The 19,482-nt window shown below is 70.1% G+C and carries 15 protein-coding genes; 9 read left to right on the top strand and 6 right to left on the bottom strand.

The window, feature by feature from the left end; genetic code table 11:
• Positions 1 to 826: 826 nt before the first annotated feature.
• The 5 genes from hutI to holA all read left to right on the top strand — a co-directional run bounded on the left by hutI (position 827) and on the right by holA (position 8,026).
• Positions 827 to 2,035 (top strand): imidazolonepropionase, encoded by a 1,209-nt coding sequence (hutI, locus tag AB0B96_RS13410; RefSeq protein WP_350944587.1) that lies wholly within the window; start codon positions 827 to 829, stop codon positions 2,033 to 2,035.
• 108 nt (positions 2,036 to 2,143) lie between these two features.
• Positions 2,144 to 3,013, top strand: coding sequence for a DegV family protein (locus AB0B96_RS13405; RefSeq protein ID WP_362898444.1), 870 nt, complete (start codon positions 2,144 to 2,146; stop codon positions 3,011 to 3,013).
• A gap of 253 nt (positions 3,014 to 3,266) precedes the next feature.
• A complete protein-coding gene (locus AB0B96_RS13400; protein ID WP_362898442.1) occupies positions 3,267 to 4,148 on the top strand; it encodes a ComEA family DNA-binding protein in 882 nt (293 codons plus the stop codon).
• A 253-nt stretch (positions 4,149 to 4,401) separates the two neighbouring features.
• Positions 4,402 to 6,876 (top strand): ComEC/Rec2 family competence protein, encoded by a 2,475-nt coding sequence (locus tag AB0B96_RS13395; protein WP_362898440.1) that lies wholly within the window; start codon positions 4,402 to 4,404, stop codon positions 6,874 to 6,876.
• A 178-nt stretch (positions 6,877 to 7,054) separates the two neighbouring features.
• Positions 7,055 to 8,026: a DNA polymerase III subunit delta gene (gene holA, locus AB0B96_RS13390; RefSeq protein WP_350944580.1), complete on the top strand. Its 972-nt coding sequence runs from the start codon at positions 7,055 to 7,057 to the stop codon at positions 8,024 to 8,026.
• Between the two features lie 121 nt (positions 8,027 to 8,147).
• Here the strand turns inward: holA and rpsT are convergent, their stop codons facing one another.
• Both rpsT and AB0B96_RS13380 read right to left on the bottom strand, forming a co-directional pair.
• On the bottom strand, positions 8,148 to 8,420 hold the full coding sequence (gene rpsT, locus AB0B96_RS13385) for a 30S ribosomal protein S20 (RefSeq protein ID WP_362501329.1): 273 nt from the start codon (positions 8,418 to 8,420) through the stop codon (positions 8,148 to 8,150).
• 168 nt (positions 8,421 to 8,588) lie between these two features.
• Entirely contained in the window at positions 8,589 to 9,542 is a 954-nt protein-coding gene (locus tag AB0B96_RS13380; protein ID WP_362898437.1) for a hypothetical protein, read from the bottom strand.
• Positions 9,543 to 9,631: 89 nt separating this feature from the next.
• Between AB0B96_RS13380 and lepA the strand changes: the two genes are divergently transcribed.
• Positions 9,632 to 11,503, top strand: coding sequence for a translation elongation factor 4 (gene lepA / locus AB0B96_RS13375; protein ID WP_350944575.1), 1,872 nt, complete (start codon positions 9,632 to 9,634; stop codon positions 11,501 to 11,503).
• Positions 11,504 to 11,571: 68 nt separating this feature from the next.
• Here the strand turns inward: lepA and AB0B96_RS13370 are convergent, their stop codons facing one another.
• Positions 11,572 to 12,858, bottom strand: coding sequence for a glycoside hydrolase family 18 protein (locus AB0B96_RS13370; protein WP_350944573.1), 1,287 nt, complete (start codon positions 12,856 to 12,858; stop codon positions 11,572 to 11,574).
• Positions 12,859 to 13,506: 648 nt separating this feature from the next.
• On the opposite strand from AB0B96_RS13370, the gene hemW reads away from it, so the two are divergent.
• Positions 13,507 to 14,718, top strand: a complete 1,212-nt coding sequence (gene hemW / locus AB0B96_RS13365) for a radical SAM family heme chaperone HemW (RefSeq protein ID WP_362898434.1) — start codon at positions 13,507 to 13,509, stop codon at positions 14,716 to 14,718.
• Between the two features lie 34 nt (positions 14,719 to 14,752).
• Here the strand turns inward: hemW and AB0B96_RS13360 are convergent, their stop codons facing one another.
• Genes AB0B96_RS13360 through AB0B96_RS13350 form a run of 3 tightly spaced genes read right to left on the bottom strand, consistent with a single transcriptional unit; the run spans position 14,753 to position 17,086 of the window.
• Complete coding sequence (locus tag AB0B96_RS13360) at positions 14,753 to 15,400, bottom strand: DUF4870 domain-containing protein (protein WP_362898433.1); 648 nt, start codon at positions 15,398 to 15,400, stop codon at positions 14,753 to 14,755.
• 24 nt (positions 15,401 to 15,424) lie between these two features.
• Entirely contained in the window at positions 15,425 to 16,240 is an 816-nt protein-coding gene (locus AB0B96_RS13355; RefSeq protein WP_362898432.1) for a DUF3097 domain-containing protein, read from the bottom strand.
• A gap of 57 nt (positions 16,241 to 16,297) precedes the next feature.
• Positions 16,298 to 17,086 (bottom strand): hypothetical protein, encoded by a 789-nt coding sequence (locus tag AB0B96_RS13350; RefSeq protein ID WP_350944567.1) that lies wholly within the window; start codon positions 17,084 to 17,086, stop codon positions 16,298 to 16,300.
• Positions 17,087 to 17,268: 182 nt separating this feature from the next.
• Here AB0B96_RS13350 and hrcA point away from each other — a divergent pair, with 182 nt between their 5' ends.
• Together hrcA and dnaJ are read left to right on the top strand one after the other, a co-directional pair.
• A complete protein-coding gene (gene hrcA / locus AB0B96_RS13345) occupies positions 17,269 to 18,282 on the top strand; it encodes a heat-inducible transcriptional repressor HrcA (RefSeq protein WP_362502214.1) in 1,014 nt (337 codons plus the stop codon).
• 14 nt (positions 18,283 to 18,296) lie between these two features.
• The gene (dnaJ, locus tag AB0B96_RS13340; protein ID WP_362898431.1) at positions 18,297 to 19,439 is read left to right on the top strand and encodes a molecular chaperone DnaJ; all 1,143 of its coding nucleotides are present in this window, start codon (positions 18,297 to 18,299) and stop codon (positions 19,437 to 19,439) included.
• Positions 19,440 to 19,482: the final 43 nt, after the last annotated feature.

Here is a 19,482-nt window from a genome sequence, read left to right as displayed (position 1 = left end):
CGACCTTTTTTGGGGGTTTGGTGGGCCGCTTGTGGTCAGATCTTCGAGGGAGAGCGACCAGGTTGGACGGCCTGTGCGTTGTATCACATCGCGCGGTCCCGAGAGGTCCTCGGACGTCATCCTGGGGCGTGTGCCCATCGAGGGCGGGGGGCGTGCCCACCGGGAGCGTTGGAGGCGAGGGTGTCGGAGCTCGCGGGTGACCGTGGGATCGCCGTCACGCCGCGGTGCAGGCCCGCGGGCAGGTGGGGCGGGTCGCCGGAAGGGCGCGGTTTGAGTCTTTCGAGTTCCAATCTAGAGTGGTGGCGAACCGCGTTTCAATGGCAGAACTTGCGCCCGACGGCCTGCGGTGGCTGCACTGTGAGAGTGCGAAAACGTACAAAAGCCTCAAAAGTTGCAGTGGTCGCCCAAGGTTTAGATTGCTACCATAAGGCAAATCTAGCGAGATGTTATGACGCAAGTTGCTCTGGTGACTACTGTTACGAGCGATGAAGAAGTAGTCTGAGCTGTGGAAAGTTGTTCGACGCCACGCGTGACCGTCGAGCCGGCGGGTGAGGTGCGGTCGCGGAGGGGCGGCGTTCTTCCCAATTAGCCTGTACAGCGGGCCGACTTGTGAAATAACGTAACTGAACTGAAATCGCCCGATCATGATCCCGGCGATACTGTCGCCGCACAACAGACACGCGGATGAGAGCAGGAGACCCCCGATGCCGTCCGGACTCACAGCGGGCTCGAAGGGTGCGGTGCTCGGCGCCGCGCGGAGCGGCCCGCCCCGTCCGGGTGCGGTCCTCCTCCAGGTGTCTTCCCCTGAACACAAGGCGGTGATGCGATGACGGTCCGCCTCCTGACCAACATCGGCCGGCTCTGGACCGGAAACGACGTGTTCAGCAACGCGGCGATTCTCGTCCACAACGACCGGATCGCCTGGGTCGGTCGCGCCGCGGATCTTCCGCAGAGCGTGCCCGGTGTCGTCGACGACATCGTCGACGTCGACCACGTCGAGAACCTGGGCGGCGCGCTGGTCACCCCCGGTCTGATCGACGCGCACACCCACCCGGTCTACGCGGGAAACCGCTACGCCGAGATGGCGATGCGCTCCAGCGGTTCCACCCCCTCCGCGATCACCGCGGCGGGCGGCGGCATCGGCTCCACCGTGACGGTCACCCGAGGCACCGACCCCTGGACGCTCTGCAACGGCGTCCGTGAGCGACTCCGTGAATGGCTGCTCAGCGGCACCACCACCATCGAGGCCAAGACCGGCTATCACCTCACCCGTGACGGTGAGCTGGCCGACGTGCGGCTCCTGCGCGAGCTGGAGAAAGAGCCGATGATGCCGCGGGTCCACGTGACCTTCATGGCCGCGCACGTCGTCCCGCCCGAATACTTCGGCCGCCAGCGCGACTACGTCGAGGCGGTGGGTTCCTGGTGCGCCGACGCCGCCGCGGCGGGAGCCGACGGTGTCGACGTCTACTGCGACGAGGGCCACTTCACCGCGGAGGAGGCCCGCTGGGTCCTCGCCTCCGGGCGCAACGTCGGCCTGCTGCCGCGCGTGCACGCCGGCGCCTACAGCCGACGCGGCGCCGTTCAGCTCGCCGCCGAACTCGGTTGCGCCTCCGCCGACCTGCTCCACCACACCACCGACGAGGACATCGCGATCCTGGCCCGCTACGGTGTCCCCGCCGTGGTCTGCCCCGGGACCGCCCTCCAGCGTGGCAGCCTGCCCCCGGTCCGCCGGATGCTCGCCCAGGGGGTCACCGTGGCTCTCGGCAGTGACCACAATCCGGGCCACTGCGGCATCACCTCGATGTCCCTGGTCATCAGCCTCGCCGTCGCGGCCTTCGGCATGAGTGTCGGCGACGCCCTCCGAGCCGCCACCCTCGGTGGCGCCACGGTCCTCGGCGCTCCCGACCGCGGTGTCCTCGCTCCCGGACGCCTGGCCGACATCGTCCAGTGGGACGCCGACCACGAGGGCGCCTTCGCCTGGTCCTTCGGCCTCAAGCCTCGCCGGGTCTGGCGCGGCGGCACCCCCGTCCAGTAGAGCCCTCCCTCCTCCGGCGGGTCCGCACTCGAAACCCTCACCCGCCGGGTCCCTCCTGGGCATCGACCCCGTCTCCTTCGCGTGATCTCCTCCACGTAGCCTCTGGACATGCCCGCACCGGTCGCCGTCATCACGGACTCCACCGCCTACCTCCCGCAGGAGGAGGTCTCCCGCCTGGGAGTCGTCGTGGTGCCCCTCCAGGTGGTCGTCGGCGGCAGGTCGTTCGACGACATGGCGTGGACCGACGGCGCGGGCGGCGAGGACGTGCTGGGGGAACGAGGCCGGGTGACGACCTCCAGGCCCGCCCCACGACGTTTCACCGATGTCTACCGCGAAGCGGCGGCCCGGGGCGCGAGCGGTATCGTCTCCGTCCACCTGTCGGCGGAGTTGTCCGGTACGGTCGAGGCCGCCCGCGCGGGAGCCGAGGACTCTCCCGTTCCCGTCGACGTCGTCGACAGCAGGTCCATCGCCATGGGTCTCGGATTCCCCGTCCTCGCGGCCGCGAGCGCCGCCGCGCGGGGCGCGCCCCGGACAGAGGTGGCGGACGTCGCCCGTCGCCGGGCGGAGTCGGCCCGCAGCCTCTTCTACGTCGACACCCTGGAGCATCTCCGCAGGGGAGGCCGGATCGGCGCCGCGGAGACCCTCCTCGGCTCGGCGCTGATGATCAAACCGATCCTGCACATATCCGGCGGGATGATCGTCCCGTTGGAGAAGGTCCGTACGGCGAGTCGTGCCATCTCCCGCCTCGAAGACCTCGCGGTCGAGGCCGCGGGCACGGGCCCGGTGGAGATCGCCGTCCAGCATCTCGGCGCACGGTCCCGCGCGGAAGCCCTGGCCGCACGCCTGCAGGGACGTATTTCCGCACTCACCGAGGTCGTCGTCGTCGAGGTCGGCTCGGTCATCGGCGCCCATGTCGGCCCCGGCATGCTGGGCATCACCGTCTCCTCTCGTGAGCCTCTGACGTCTTCGGGGCCCTGACGTCTCCGATTCGGAGCCGACGTCTCCGAATTCGTGACAGCGACAGCGGGGACACACGGGACACCCGCGGATGTCTCGCGCCCGTGACTCTCTGCGCTCGCACCTCTCTGCGCTCGTAGGTCTCCGGGCCTTCGGTGTCCCACACGCCGATCAGATGACCGGCGTCCACCCCTCTGTCGCGCGATCTTCCGGTTATCCACAGAACCAGATTCGGTGAAAGTTCGCTCGCCGCCGCCACCGTAACGTCCTGCGGGTGCGGACCACAGGCCAGAACATCGAGCGGTTCCAAGCCGAGTCGCGGCTGAGGATCCTGACGGGGTGCGAATCATCCGCCCCCGACCCCCTGCTCTCGCCACGCCGTCCGGGCGGCATACCGCGCCGGGGCCGGCACGCGCGGCCCGGCGTTCATGACGGGATGGAGGATGTCGTCCACGACAGCCCCGCCTCGCGCTTGCGTTCGGCACCGATCCCCCCGTCCTTCGAGGCGCTTCGCAAGGTCGTGGCCATCCAGAGCCCCGCGCTCGTGCCCGGCCGTCCCGGGCCGCGTCTCCTGCTGCTTGTCGCCCTGATCGCCCTCGTCATGGGAGGCGTGTACGCCTGGCGGTCCCAACCGGAGCCCGAGCCCCTGGCACCACCTGTGCCGGTCTCCGGGCCACCGCTGTCGGCGCCCGCCATCGCTCCACGCCGGCAGTCCGCGCCGCTCACCGGACTCACCGTTCACGTGACGGGTAAGGTCCGGCGTCCCGGAGTGCTCACGTTGCCGGACGGTTCCCGGGTCGCCGACGCGGTCAAGGCAGCCGGGGGCATCCGTGGGGCGGCCGCCACGGGATCCCTCAACCTCGCGCGCAGGCTCGTCGACGGCGAACAGATCGTCGTCGGACCCTCCGGCGCGGCCGTCGTCGCGGCGGCGCCCAACCCGGTGAATCCCGTGGATCCCGCCACCGCCGTCGTCGACCTCAACACGGCCACCCCCGAGCAGCTTGAGCGGTTACCGGGCGTTGGTGAGGTGCTCGCCCGGCGCATCGCCGAATATCGCGACGCCCACGGTGGTTTCCGCACCGTCGAGGAGCTTCGCGACGTGAGCGGGATAGGCGACCGTAAGTACGCCGAGATGCGCGACAAGGTCCGTGTCTGACGCGCCGACGGCGAGGGAGGTCGTGACACGGCTCGTCACGGTCATCACGGCAGCCGGCTCCGGTGGCCCTCCTCGCCGCGATGTCGCCGCTCTTCGGAGTCTCGGGGGAGCGTGCGGACCGGAGGAGTCCATCGGCTCCGGCGGTCCCCGATGGTCCGCCGACCCCGGTCATTCCCGAGGTGCGGCAGGCTCGGGCGGGCAGGGAGGCCCGGAGGGTTCCGGCAAGGGGAGGCGCGCACATGCCGCTCAGCTGGTGCTGCCGGCGGCGGCCTCATGGATCACCGCCCTCGTCCTGCTGGGCTGCTCGGCTGTGACCGGTGCCGTGACGGCCGGTCTCATGGCCGCAGGTGCCCTGGCGATGGCCGTCCTGACCCGGCCACCGGGAGTGGCGGGCCGGCGAAACGCGATGATCGCGGTCCTTGGGTGCGCGGCCGCGGTGGCGGGATCGGTGGCCTTCCGGGTGCACGCGGTCGGTACGGGACCGGTCGCCGAGCTCGCGGGAGGAAACGCCCTGGCGGTGGCCGAGGTGGTGGTGACCGACGACCCGCGGGAGACGGGCAGGAGGGGAGGGCCTTCCCTCCGGGAGAGCTTCGTGGTGCCCGCCAGGGTCGAGTCGGTCGGTACGGGAGCGGGCAGGGTGGTGCTGCGGGCTCCGGTGGTGCTGTTCGTCTCGGGCGCCGAGTGGCGCTTCCTGCTGCCCAGCCAGCGAGTGGAGGTCACCGGTCGCTTCGGCCGGGCCGGCCCCGGAGAGTTGCTCGCGGCGGTGGTGCTGGTCAGAGGGGCACCGCGAGTGTTGAGCGGGCCGTCCTGGGAGCAGCGCGCGGCCGGGGCACTCAGGTCGGGATTGCGGGAGGCGGCCGACGTGTTGCCTCCGGCGCAGCGCGGACTGCTGCCCGGCCTGGTGGTCGGTGACGTGTCCCGGATGGACGAGCAGGTCAAGGCCGACTTCAAGGCGGCAGGCCTCAGCCATCTGCTCGCGGTCTCCGGCGCGAACCTCGCCGTCGTGGCGGGGGCGGCGGTCGCGCTGGCCAGAATGGCCGGGCTGCCCCTCGCGGCGCGGGCGGTGCTGGCGATGTCGGCCATGGTCGCCTTCGCGGTCGTCGCCCGGCCCTCGCCGAGCGTGCTCAGGGCACTCCTGATGGGTGGAGTCGCCGCCCTCGCCCTCGGCACGGGCCGCTCGCGTGACGGTGTCGCCGCCCTGTCGGTGACGGTCCTGGGGTTGATCTTCTTCGTTCCCGGTCTCGCGCGTTCCTACGGTTTCGCCCTGTCGGTCGCGGCCACCGCGGGCATCCTGGTCCTCGCTCCCGGCTGGCGCGACCGGCTCTCGGCCCGCATGCCCCGATGGCTCGCGGAGGCGACCGCGGTGGCCGCCGCGGCTCAGGCCGCTGTGACCCCCGTCCTGGTCCTGATGTCGGGGCAGCTCGCGCCGGTGGCGATTCCCGCCAACCTGCTCGCGGGACCGGCCGTCGCCCCCGCCACCCTGCTCGGCTTCGCGGTGGCTTTGATCGCCCCGCTGCACATGGGGCTCGCCCAGTTGCTGGTCCGGCCGGCGGGGCTGGCCACCGGATGGATCATCGAGGTGGCCGCGCACGCCGCCGGACTCCCGCTGGGCGTGATCCCGTGGCCGGGCGGCGTCACCGGCCTGCTCCTGCTGGCCGCCGCCGTCCCGCTCGCGGTGCTGGTGCTGCGACACCGGCGGTCACGCCTGATCGCCCTCGCGGCACTGGCCGGGCTGGTTCTCGCCGTGACGGTGGCCGTGCCGATCGTGGCACGCTGGCCGCCTCGCGGATGGTTGCTCCTGGCCTGTGACGTCGGTCAGGGAGACGCGTTGCTCGTCGCGGCGGGACCGGGGCGGGCCGTGGTGGTGGACGCGGGCCCCGACCCGGTGCGGATGGACCGCTGCCTGCGCTCCATGGGGATCAAAGAGGTGCCGCTGGTCATTCTCACCCATCCGCATCTCGACCATGTGGGAGGGCTCGACGGGGTCTTTCGCGGACGCGTCGTGGGGGCGGTGGTGGTGACCCCACACGATGCCGGAGGGCACGAGGGGAGGAGGCTGAGCGACGCCCTCGCCCGTCGCCATGTGGTCGAGTGGGCGGCGAGGCCCGGTGTGAGCTGGTGTTTCGGGCCTTCCGAACTCACCGTCATCGGCCCGGCGGCCGAAGCGCCCCCGCCCGGCGCGGGGGAGGGGGCGGCCGTCAACAACGCGAGCGTTGTGGTGCACGTCCGCTGGGCCGCGGGGGCGGCCCTGCTCAGCGGCGACATCGAGACCGAGGCCCAGGCGGAGTTGCTCCGGCGCGGTCTGCCGTCCGCCGAGATCCTCAAGGTTCCGCACCACGGATCGGGCAGGCACGACCCGGGCTTCCTCGCCGCCTCCGGTGTCCGCGCCGCTCTGATCAGCGTGGGGGCGGACAACGGCTACGGCCACCCCGCCCCGTCGACCCTGGCCGCGCTGCGTCGACTCGGCGCCCGCGTCTACCGAACGGATCTGTCGGGAGACCTCGCCGTGGTGGTCCGCGAGGGGGCTCTGGCCGTCATCGCGAGGGGGGCGGAGACTCGTTCGCGGGCGGCTCGGGGCGTCCGGGCCGAGGTGGGCAGGCTGGTGGGCAGGCTTCCGGGTCCGGTCGCGCCGGTGCGGATCAGTTCCCGCTCCCGGCCTGGCGGCGGAACTCGGTGTCCACATCGGCGGCGTAGACCGACCGGCTGCAGCGCGCGCAACGGTACATGATCGGGCCCTCGTCGAGGGATGTTCCGCAGCGAGGGCAGGCGTGTCGGCGAATGGTGGAGTTTGTCATGGTTCTCACCTCCTCTGGTGTTTCCCAGGGTGCCCGGTGGCACCTGCATTTCGATTGCGAACGGCTTGCCGACGGCCCAGCCGGTCACCGGGACGTGGCATGCTGCTCGACATGGCGGCAATCGATCCGGCACCTGTGATCCTCATCCTCGGCGACGAGGAACTCCTGGCCGACCGCGCGGTGAGCGAGGTGACCTCGGCGGCGAAGGCGGCCGATCCGACCGCCGAGGTGCACGACCTCCCCGGCTCGAAGATGGAGCTCGGGGAGCTCACCCGCATGACGTCGCCCTCGCTGTTCGGCGAGAGGTCCGTGGTGGTCGTCCGCTCGGCCCAGGACCTCGGCAAGGACGTCATCGCCGAGGTCGTCTCCTACGCGGCACACCCGGCGGACGAGACCGTGCTCGTCCTCGTCCATCCGGGAGGAGTGAAGGGCAAGGCCCTGGTCGACGGGGTCAAGAAGGCCGGTGCCCAGGTGGTCTCCGTCACCAAGGTGACCAAACCGGCCGAGCGTCTCGCGTTCGTCAAGGCGGAGCTGAAGCGGGCCGGGCGCACCATCGGGGCCGACGCCGCCTCCGCCCTCCTCGACGCCGTGGGCAACGACCTGCGCGAGCTGGCCGCCGCGTGCAGCCAGCTCGCCTTCGACACCCCCGGCAAGACGATCGACGAGGCCGCCGTCGCGCGCTACCACCGGGGCAGGGCCGAGGTGAGCGGTTTCACCGTGGCGGACTCGGCGGTCGAGGGGCGGCTGGGCGACGCCCTGGAGCAGCTGCGCTGGGCGCTCTCGACCGGTACGGCCCCGGTCCTGCTGGTGAGCGCGCTCGCCGGGGGCCTGCGCTCGCTGGCCAAGGTGGGAGGCGCTCCCCGCAACCTCCGGGGTGGTCAGCTCGCCAGCCATCTCGGCATGCCGCCCTGGAAGATCGACCGGGTCCAGCGGCAGCTGAACGGCTGGGGGCCCGAAGGGCTCGCCCGTGCCATCCAGGCGGCCGCCACAGCCGATGCGCAGGTGAAGGGCGGCGGGGCCGACCCCGCGTACGCGCTGGAGCACATGGTCCAGACCGTGGTCGCCAGTCGCACGGGGCGTTAGGCGGATACGGGGGAGAGGAGCCCCTTACAGGACCGCCGGAAACCGAAGCCGCCGGGGCGGGACGGCGGGAAACGCAGAAACGCCGCATCCCAAAGGGATGCGGCGTTCGCGGAACCTGGGACTACTTGGCGGCCGACAGGGCGGCGGTGCGCTGGGCGATCGCCGACTTGCGGTTGGCGGCCTGGTTCTTGTGGATCACGCCCTTGCTGGCAGCCTTGTCCAGCTGGCGGGAGGCGGCGCGCTGCAGCGCGACAGCCTCTTCGACGTTACCCTGGTCGGCGGCCTCGCGGAACTTGCGGATGGCCGTCTTCAGGGAAGACTTGACAGCCTTGTTGCGCAGCCGGGCCTTCTCGTTCTGCCGGTTGCGCTTGATCTGGGACTTGATGTTCGCCACGAAGAAGCCTCGGTGAATGTCGTTGGATGGGGCGCGCGGGCAGAGAGGGCGCGCCACACGCAGTTGACTAGGCTACCAACTGCCGTGGTCGACACTCAAATCGACAGGCCGGGCAGAGGGATGCCTGATCAGTCTAGCGTGTGGTCCCGATGGCTCGGGCCGGAATCCTCATGGCTTGAACCAGAACTTCTCGTACTCCGCCCAGTCCTCCTTGGTGGCGGCGAAGTCGACGTAGAGCGCCAGGCCGAACCGTTCGCGCGGCTTGCCGTACGAGGTCAGCGCCAGCCGGGCGCCCGTCGCCGCCTTCTCGACGCTCTCGGCCTCGTCGGCCCAGGAGACACCGTGGTCGTGATAGGCCGGGGCGCCGATCAGCACCGTCTTCTCCTCGGGGACGATCTCCAGCGCGAGCGAGGTCTGCCGTACGACGTAGCCGCCGTAGACGGTGGGGAAGGGGAGGTAGGAGTCGTAGGTCATGATCGCCACCTGGTCGGTGAGCTTCGCGACCTCGCGAAAGTAGGCGGGCGACCAGTACTTGTCGTGGCCGAGGGCCGCGCGGACGGCCGGCCGGACGAGCGGGAACGGCTCGATCTGCGGGGTCGAGGTGGAGAGCAGGCCGTCGCCCACGATCGCCCGGGTCTGGGTGAGCAGGTCGAGGAAGTCGGTGTCGCCGTCGCCGATCGGCTCGAAGTTGTAGTGGACGCCGTCGAAGCCGAGCTCCGTGATCGCACGGGCCCCCTCCAGCACGCGCTGCCTGGAGGCGGCGTCGTCGAGATCCAGGACGCCGTCGACCTTCTGGCCGAGCCAGGCGGACACCCTGACCTTGGGGAGTTCCTCGCGCCACCACTTCAGGAAGTCGGCCGCCTTCGGATACGCGCCGGCGGGCAGTGTCCCGTCCGAGTCGAACGGGCCGGAATGGACGTACACGTCCTTGATCCCGGTCTTTCGCAGCCGGGCGGCGAGGGTCCGCACGTCGTCGGCCGTCTTGCGGCCGTCGACCCACGCGTGGCCCAGCCACAGGGCGTCGTGGCCGGTCGTCTTCGCCCATGGGGCGGGTGTCCCGGTAAACTGCAGGGTGAGGATGGCCACGGCCACCCCTGGAAGCGCGAGGAGCAGGGCCGCCACCGTAGCGAGGAACCGCAGGCCGCGCCGTGCTCTGGTCCGGGCAATCACCCGGACATGTCACCATGGAAGACGGCTGGCATGCCAGCCGTATGATCGTCATCAATCTGTTGAAACGGATCCCGGTGCGCATTCAGCCTGGCCAGACCGACCCCGCTGTGCTCCGCAACTTCTGCATCATCGCGCATATCGACCATGGCAAGTCGACGCTCGCCGATCGCATGCTGCAGATCACCGGAGTGGTCGACGACCGTTCCATGCGTGCCCAGTATCTCGACCGCATGGACATCGAGCGCGAGCGCGGCATCACGATCAAGTCGCAGGCGGTCAGGCTTCCCTGGAAGGTCGGCGACACCGACTACGTCCTCAACATGATCGACACCCCCGGGCACGTCGACTTCACCTACGAGGTCTCCCGGTCGCTCCAGGCGTGCGAGGGCGCGATCCTGCTGGTCGACGCCGCGCAGGGCATCGAGGCGCAGACACTGGCCAATCTCTACCTGGCGATGAACAACGACATGACGATCATCCCGGTGCTCAACAAGATCGACCTGCCCGCCGCCCAGCCGGAGAAGTACGCCGCGGAGATCGCCCACCTCATCGGCTGCGAGCCGGAGGACGTGCTGAGGGTCTCCGGCAAGACCGGCGTCGGCGTCCGCGAGCTGCTGGACCACGTGGTCTCGAACGTTCCGGCCCCGGTCGGCGACGCCGACGCGCCCGCCCGTGCGCTGATCTTCGACTCGGTGTACGACACCTACCGCGGCGTGATCACGTACGTCCGGGTGATGGACGGCCATCTGGGCAAGCGTGAGCGCATCCTGATGATGTCCACCACCGCGGCGCACGAGACGCTGGAGATCGGTGTCATCTCGCCCGAGCCGAAGATCGCCGACAAGGGGCTGGGCGTCGGCGAGGTGGGTTACCTGATCACCGGGGTGAAGGACGTCCGCCAGTCGCGGGTCGGCGACACGGTGACCTCCGTGACGCGTCCGGCCCTCCAGGCGCTCAGTGGTTACGAGCACCCCAAGCCCATGGTCTTCTCGGGTCTCTATCCGATCGACGGGGACGACTACCCCGACCTGCGCGAGGCCCTGGACAAGCTCCAGCTCAACGACGCCGCCCTGGACTACGAGCCGGAGACCTCCGCGGCGCTCGGCTTCGGATTCCGCTGCGGCTTCCTCGGCCTGCTCCACATGGAGATCGTCCGCGAGCGGCTGGAGCGCGAGTTCAACCTCTCGCTCATCTCGACCGCGCCCAACGTGGTCTATCGGGTGATCATGGAGGACGGCAAGGAGGTTGTCGTCACCAACCCCTCGGAGTTCCCCACCGGCAAGGTGGAGAAGGTCTTCGAGCCGATGGTCAAGACGACCGTGCTCGTCCCCTCGGAGTTCATCGGCGCGATCATGGAGCTCTGCCAGAACCGCCGGGGCAACCTGCAGGGCATGGACTACCTGTCCGAGGACCGCGTCGAGATCCGCTACACCATGCCGCTCGGTGAGATCATCTTCGACTTCTTCGACCAGCTCAAGTCCCGTACGCGCGGCTACGCCTCGCTGGACTACGAGCCCTCGGGCGAGCAGGAGTCGGATCTGGTCAAGGTCGACATCCTGCTCCAGGGCGAGGCCGTGGACGCCTTCAGCGCCATCGTCCACCGGGAGAAGTCGTACGCCTACGGGGTCGAGATGGCCAAGAAGCTGCGCGAGCTCATCCCCAGGCAGCAGTTCGAGGTGCCGATCCAGGCGGCGATCGGCGCCCGGGTCATCGCCCGTGAGAACATCCGCGCCATCCGCAAGGACGTCCTCGCCAAGTGCTACGGCGGCGACATCTCCAGAAAGCGCAAGCTGCTGGAGAAGCAGAAGGAGGGCAAGAAGCGGATGAAGATGGTCGGCCGGGTCGAGGTGCCTCAGGAGGCGTTCGTCGCCGCGCTGTCCACCGAGTCCTCCACGGACAAGGCCAAGAAATAGCTGAAACGTGCGGGCGAGGCCGCTGGTGACCCAGATCCTGCGGCCTCGCCCGGTATGAGGGGGATCGCTCAGCGCAGGACGCTGTAGAGCGCCGAGGTGAGCGACGCCCGGGTGTCGTCCTGGTCGATGGACCACATCATCGAGCCGCCGAGGCCCTTCAGGCGGATGTAGGCCGCCTTCTGCAGCAGCGTGGCCGGGTCGTCGTAGGACCAGAACTCGTTGCCGTCGTAGAGCCACACGGTCCCGGTCAGCAGGTCGCGGTGGCGCTTGCCCGGCTTCTTCACGAGGATCTTGTAGTCCTCGCTTCCGGCGGCGTAGGTGGCGGGAGCGGGGCCGGTGGCGGTGCCGTACAGGCCGTTCTTCCCGCCGGTGACGCCGGTCCAGCCCTGGCCGTACGCCGGTACGCCCACCACGAGCTTCTTGGCGGGTGCGCCGCGCGTGAGGTAGTCGCGGACCGTCTGGTCCACGCTGTACTTCACCGGGTGGGGGTCGCGCCGGTCGTTGAACAGGTTGCCGTTGTGGCCGGTGACGGTCTCCCACGAGCCGTGCAGGTCATAGCCCTGGATGGTGGCGAAGGTGAGCTGCTTGAAGACGTCGCGGACCTCGAAGCCCGCGTCGATCTTCGCGGCGGCGGCGGGCAGGAAGGCGGTCAGCTCGGTGCGCTGGTCGAACTGGTTCATCTGGCGGCGGATCTCGGCGACGAACAGGGTGAAGTTCCGCTTGTCCTCGGGGCGGATGATGTTGCCGACCTCCCCTGAGGAGCCGGGCCACTCCCAGTCGAGGTCGATGCCGTCGAACACACCGGCCCCGGTGCCGGGGGCGGTACCGGGCAGGTTGCCCTTCAGCCACAGGTCGATGCAGGAGGAGGCCAGCTTGGCGCGGCCCTGGGGGGTCAGCACCGCGTCGGAGAAGTACTTCGAGCCGGTCCAGCCGCCGAGGGAGATCAGGGCCTTGAGCCCGGGGTGCTTGGCCTTGAGCTTCTTCAGCTGGTTCAGGTTGCCGTTCAGTGCCTGCCCTTCGACGTCGGCGACGCCGTCCACGCTCTGCTCGGCGGGCACCGGGCGCTGCCAGTCGGCCCACGGGTCGGGGGAGTAGCAGGAGCCCTCGGCGTTGACGAAGCCGAAGGCGTAGTTGATGTGGGTGAGCTTGGCCGCGGCGCCGCTGGTGTCCATGTCCTTGACGTGGTAGTTGCGACCGTAGATGCCCCACTGGACGAAGTAGGCGACCCGCTTGTAGCGGTCACCGTGTCCCTGGAGTCCTTGAGATGCCTGAGCCTGGGCGGGGGCCGGCGCGGCCACCGCCACGAGACCCGCGGCGAGGGCTGTCGCGATCACTTTACGGAGGAGTCTCTGCACGGGCTTCTCCACTGCTTGGAATAGTAACTTATAGGAAACTTTCCTTTAAGTTTTCCCGGATCGTAGACCTGCGCGATCTGGCCGTCAACGGCCATCGGCGTTTTGACCGGTGGACGGCAGGACGCTTCGACTACCTTGGTAAGGCATGGAGCAGCAGGCGTTCTGCAACCGATGTGGCACCCCTGTGCGCGGGCTGTCGCGATGTCCCGGGTGTGGGGCGTCCACAGGGGGCCTGCCCTCGGCGAGCCGGTCCTCGCCGGCCGGGTTCCCGCCGCTCCAGGCCCCGTCGGCTCAGACGCCTTCGGTGCGGCCTTCCGGGGGCGTCCCTCCGGGCGGGAGCAGGATCCCGCCCGAAGAGTGGCGGCAGGATCCCGCCGACTGGCAGCAGCATCTTCCACCGGACGAGCGCCCCGGGCCGCCCGCGCCGGACGACCCGGCCCCGAGGGGCCGTGCCCGGTCGCCTCGCCAGGACCGCAAGGTCTGGCCCCCGCCTCCGCCGGCCGCGGTCCTCGCCGACGGAGGCGACTCCGGTCGATAGGCGAGGGCCGAGGCTCGAAGCCGACGGCCCTGGCTTCGAGCCGGTCGGTGTCCCTGAGCATCGGATCTTCGGCGTACCGGGCATCGCGGGGAAAGCGGCAGACTTGGGGCGTGCCATCCACACTTCCCGACGGGGATCCCGTACCCGCCTCCGGCGAGCTCCCGGAGAGCGCGCTCGCCGGACTCGGCGAGCGGCCCTTCGGCTTCTACGTCCACGTCCCCTTCTGCGTGACCCGGTGCGGTTACTGCGACTTCAACACCTACACGGCGTCCGAGCTCGGCCCCGGCGCCTCGCAGAAGGACTACGCGGACACCGCCGTCGAGGAGGTGCGGCGGGCGCGGGCCAACCTCGGCACCGCGCGTCTCCCGGTCGAGACCGTGTTCTTCGGCGGGGGAACCCCCACCCTGCTCCCCGCCGGGGATCTGGTACGGATCCTGAAGGCGATCGAGGAGGAGTTCGGGCTCGCCCCCGGCGCCGAGGTGAGCACCGAGGCCAACCCCGAGTCGGTGGATCCCGCCTACCTGGCGGAGCTGCGCGCGGGCGGGTTCAACCGGATGAGCTTCGGGATGCAGAGCGCCCGCGAGCACGTGCTCCAGGTGCTGGACCGCCGCCACACCCCCGGCCGCCCCGCGCGGGCGGTACGGGAGGCGAGGGAGGCGGGGTTCGACCACGTCAACCTCGACCTGATCTACAGCACGCCGGGGGAGAGCAACGACGACTGGCGCGCGTCGCTGGCCGCTGCGATCGAGGCGGGGCCGGACCACGTCTCCGCGTACTCGCTGATCGTCGAGGACGGAACGAAGCTGGCCGCCAGGATCAGGCGCGGCGAGCTCCCGATGCCCGACGACGACGTGGCCGCCGATCGTTACCTGATCGCCGACGCCATGCTGGCCGAGGCGGGGTTCGAGTGGTACGAGGTGTCCAACTGGGCGACCTCGGAGGCCGGGCGCTGCCGGCACAATCTGCTCTACTGGACCGGCGGCGACTGGTGGGGCGTCGGTCCCGGGGCGCACAGCCACGTCGGCGGCACTCGCTGGTGGAACGTGAAGCACCCCGCCGCCTACGCCCGGCGTCTGGCCGAGGGCACCTCGCCCGCGCACGCGCGCGAGGTGCTGGACCCTCAGGACCGGGCGGTGGAGCGGCTGATGCTGGAGCTGCGGCTAGCCCGGGGTTTCCCGCTCGGCGAGCTGGAACGCCCGCCCGTGGTCGCTCGCGCGCTCGCCGACGGCCTGCTGGAGGTGGAGCCGTTCAAGGCGGGCCGTGCGGTGCTCACCCTGCGCGGTCGTCTCCTGGCGGACGCCCTGGTCCGGGATCTCACCTGAGAGCTCCGGGGCACCGGCCGGTCCGCCGGGCGGGTCAGCCGACGAAGCGGATGTTTATCGGATAGCGGTAGGTCTCTCCCCGGTTGGCCGCCAGCGCGGCGACGATCGCCATGACGATCGATCCGACCCAGAGGAAGAACATCAGCAGGAAACCGATGAACACGAACGCCAGGACCCAGCAGACGGCGTAGGCGATCAGCACCGTGAGCTGGAAGTTGAGCGCCTCGGCGGCCTGGTCGCGCGCGTAGGGCGACTCGTCCTTCTTCGCCAGATAGAGCACCAGCGGCCCGACGAAGGAGGTGAGCAGGCCCAGCAGGTGGGCGAGCATCGCCATGGTGGTGTCGTCGCTGCCCGGTCGCGGGCCGTACGTTCCAGGGGGCGCCTGGTGGCCGTATCTCGGCGGGGGGCCGTACGCCCCGTATTCGGGGTATCCGTGCTGGTAACCACCCGGGTAGCCGTCGGAGGCGTACGGGGAGGTGTACGGCGGGTAGCCCCCGTACCGCTGGTCCGGTTGCCCGTGGGATCCGTATTCCTGGCCCGGTGGGGGGTGACCCTGGCCGCCGGGCCCGTATCCCTGGTCCGGGGGCGGGGTGCTCTGCCCCGGCCAGGAGTGGTCCGGCGGAGGGTTGCCGACCCGCCGCGTCGGGTCGTCGGCCGATGGGCCTTCGGGGTTCTCGCTCATGTCCCCTCCTGATGGGTTGACGGCCTATCCGTCCTCGTCCGGAACCGTCACGAAGTCGATCAGCTCCTCGACGGGGCCGAGGAGCTCTGGCTCCAGATCGGCATATGTCGTAACCGATCCGAGAATGCGGCGCCATGCGGCGGCAGGCTCCACATTCCAGCCCAGCGCGGCGATGACACCCTCCTTCCAGGGCACCCCGCGGGGCACCGACGGCCAGGAGGGGATCCTGAGCACCTGCGGTCTGACCGCCTGCCAGACGTCCACGAACGGGTGCCCGACGATCAGTACGTGCGGTGAGGAGATCCGCGCGGCGATCCGGCTCTCCTTGGAACCGGGGACGAGGTGGTCGACGAGCACACCCAGCCGCCGCCCCGGCCCCGGGCCGAACTCATCGACGATCGAGGGCAGGTGGTCGACCCCCTCCAGATACTCCACGACCACGCCCTCGACCCGCAGGTCGTGCCCCCAGACCTTCTCCACGAGCGCGGCGTCGTGCACGCCCTCCACGTAGATCCGGCTCTCCATCGCGACCTGGGCCCGCAGGCCCTCGACCGCGATGGAACCCGACGCGCTCCGCCTCGGGCCGCGCGGCGCGGCGGCGGGTCGTACGAGGGTCACGACCCTGCCCTCCAGAAGGAAGGCGGCCGGCTCCAGCGGGAAGACCCGCCGGCGCCCGAAGCGGTCCTCCAGGGTGACGGCCTCCTTGTCGCAGGCCACCACGGCGCCACAGAAGCCGCCGTCGGCGTCCTCGACGACCAGGTCGAGCTCCGCGGGCACCTGGGGGATCGTCCCCCTGCGCGGGCGCCGCCAGTCTCCCGCCAGAACGTCACGCTCGTACATCACCGACCGCCACCCTCTCTCGCCGGGGATCAGGTGGGACGCTAGCAAACACCGGCGTCACCTGCCGTAGGGTCCCGGCTGTCCCCACTGCCCCATCGACGACGCGGCGGCGGCCTGGCGCTTGCGGGCGCCGCTGCGCTTCACCAGCACGACGATCGTCACGACGATGGCGAGCAGGATCCCGATACCGGGGATCAAGAACAGGGCGGCCACCCCGCCCACCAGCGAGTCGGCGGACAGTTCCCTGCCCACGCCGAAGGTCGTGCCGTCGGCGGGGTCGGCGGAGCACTGGACCTGGTAGTCGCCCGCCTGGTCCACGCCGACCCGCAGGCCCATCTCCCAGGTGACGCCGTCGGATCCCGCGACGGTCTGCTGGATGTCCGGCTTCTGCAGGCGGGGCGTGCTCGTACCGCCGGTGAGCGTGCACTCGAACTTGGTGGGCCCGCCGGTGGCGACGTAGATCGCCGGCTTGTCCGCCGGGTCGAGCGCGACCGTCGCGGTCTCGCCGGGGGCGAACGTCCGCGTCGGGGCCGCGTCGGTGACCGCGCCGAGGATGCCACCGGCGAAGCCGCCGATGCCGACGACGATGCTGACCAGGGCGAGCAACCAGACCCCGACGATCCATCCGATGCCAGGCTTGATCTTTCCGCTGGGAGGCGGTCCCTGCGGGGCGCCGTAACCGGGAGGGGCGTAACCGTACGAGGGGGGCTGCTGGCCGTACGGCTGCTGACCGTATTGCTGGCCGGGCTGCTGCTGGCCGTACTGCTGACCATACGGCTGCTGAGGGCCGCCGTGACCGGGGCCGCGGGAGGCGTCGCCCGGATAAGAACCGAAATCGTTGGACATGTGCAAATTGTGGTGGGTATCGCTTGGATCGCGATAGCAGTTGACTTGACAAAGGCTTGCCGTCATCATCCACCGCTTTCGCTTATCGCGCCTTCCGTGCGGGGGCCGTACACTTGGCACTCGGGAACACAGAGTGCCAAGCCTCGTGTTTCCCTCTGAACGCAGGCAGGGAGGTGACCACGTTGGTCGACGACCGCAAGCTCGCCGTGCTCCGCGCCATCGTCGAGGACTACGTGTCCACCAACGAACCGGTGGGGTCGAAGGCTCTCGCGGACCGGCACAACCTGGGGGTGTCCCCGGCGACGATCCGTAACGACATGGCGATGCTGGAGGAGCAGGGCTACATCGCCCAACCCCACACCAGCGCCGGCCGGGTGCCCACCGACAAGGGCTACCGGCTCTTCGTCGACAGGCTCTCGCAGGTGAAACCCCTGTCGAGCGCGGAACGCAAGGCGATCGAGAGTTTCCTCGCGGGCGCCGTGGACATCGACGACGTCGTCATGCGGACGGTGCGGCTGCTGGCCCAGCTCACCCGGCAGGTCGCCGTGGTGCAGTATCCGACGCTGACCCACTCGACGGTCAGGCACGTCGAGCTGGTGCCGCTGAGCGAGCGCCGGCTGATGTTCGTGCTGATCACCAACACCGGCAGGGTCGAGCAGCGCGTGATCGAGGTGCCCGACGTCATCGACGAGCAGCGCGTGGCACACCTGCGCGCGATGCTCAACGCCTCCCTCGACGGATGCGGGCTCACCAGCGTTCCCGACCGGGTCGCCGATCTGCCGGAGCGGTTGCCCGCGGAGGATCGACCGCTCGCGGCGACTATCCTGTCCGTACTGCTCGAGTCCCTGGTGGACAGGCATGATGAGAAGATCGTTTTTGCCGGGGCCGCCAACCTCGCGGGAGCCGACTTCACCGTCGGGCTCCGCGACGTGCTGGAGGCCCTGGAAGAGCAGGTCGTGCTCATGCGACTGCTCGGTGAGACCTCGGACCTTTCCGCGCTGACCGTGCGGATCGGCTCGGAGAACCCCTACACCGGACTCCAGGGCACATCCATCGTCGCCGCTGGATACGGTTCCGGGGACAAGCAACTCGCCCGGCTCGGTGTGCTGGGCCCGACGCGAATGGACTACCCGGTCACGATGGGCGCGGTGCGCGCGGTGGCACGCTACGTCAGCCAGATTCTGGCTGCATCATAAGAGGTCAACGAAAAGTGGCTAAGAGCGACTACTACGGCACCCTCGGGGTGCGCCGTGACGCCAGTGCGGAAGAGATCAAGAAGGCGTACCGCCGCCTGGCACGCGAGTTGCATCCCGACGTCAACCCCGATCCTGAGACTCAGGAGCGCTTCAAGGAGATCACACAGGCCTACGAGGTCCTGTCCGACTCCGGCAAGCGGCAGATGTACGATATGGGTGCCGACCCGTTCGCCGCGGGCGGCGGTGCGGGCGCCGGGGGCTTCGGCGCCGGCTTCCCGTTCAGCGACATCATGGACGCCTTCTTCGGCGCGGCCGGTGGAGGCGGTGGCCGAGGCCCCCGCTCCCGTGCCCGCCGCGGGCGCAACGCGACCATCAGGGTCGAGCTCGACCTGCGCGAGTCGGGCTTCGGCACCACCCGCGAGCTGGTCGTCGACACCGCCGTGGTCTGTGAGGTCTGCACGGGCTCAGGGGCCGCGGCCGGCACCCACCCCGACACCTGTGACATGTGTCATGGCCGGGGAGAGGTCTCCCAGGTCACCCGGTCCTTCCTCGGCCAGGTCATGACCTCCCGCCCCTGCCCCCAGTGCGGCGGCTTCGGATCGATCATCCGCAACCCCTGCCAGGAGTGCTCGGGTGACGGCCGGGTCCGCACCCGGCGGACCATCAAGGTCCGCATCCCGGCCGGTGTCGAGGACGGCACCCACATCCAGCTCGCCGGCGAAGGCGAGATCGGCCCGGGCGGGGGTCCGCCCGGAGACCTGTTCCTGGAGATCGTCGAGCGTCCCCACGAGATCTTCGAGAGGCGCGGCGACGACCTGCACTGCACCGTGCAGATCCCGATGACCGCGGCCGCGCTCGGCACCATCCTGACCATGGAGACGCTCGACGGCGCCGAGGAGCTCGACATTCGTCCCGGCACGCAGTCCGGGCAGACGATCCCCCTCTACGGGCGGGGCGTGCAACGGCTGAACGAGACGGGCCGAGGCGACCTGCTAATCCATGTGAACGTGGAGACCCCCGCCCGCCTCGACGCTGAGCAGGAGACCCTCCTGAAGGAGCTCGCCAGGCTCCGCGGCGAGGAGCGCCCGCCCGGTAAGTTCGCCCCCGGGCAGCAGAGCTTCTTCTCCCGCCTGCGGGACGCTTTCAATGGCCGCTGACCAGGTCTCAACGGCCGCTCCGCCCCGCTTCCGGTCGCGTCGT

This window comes from Streptosporangium sp. NPDC049046 (assembly GCF_040649155.1).
In the GTDB taxonomy this organism is placed as follows: Bacteria; Actinomycetota; Actinomycetes; order Streptosporangiales; family Streptosporangiaceae; genus Streptosporangium.
This window is presented reverse-complemented; position numbering and strand designations above follow the sequence as displayed.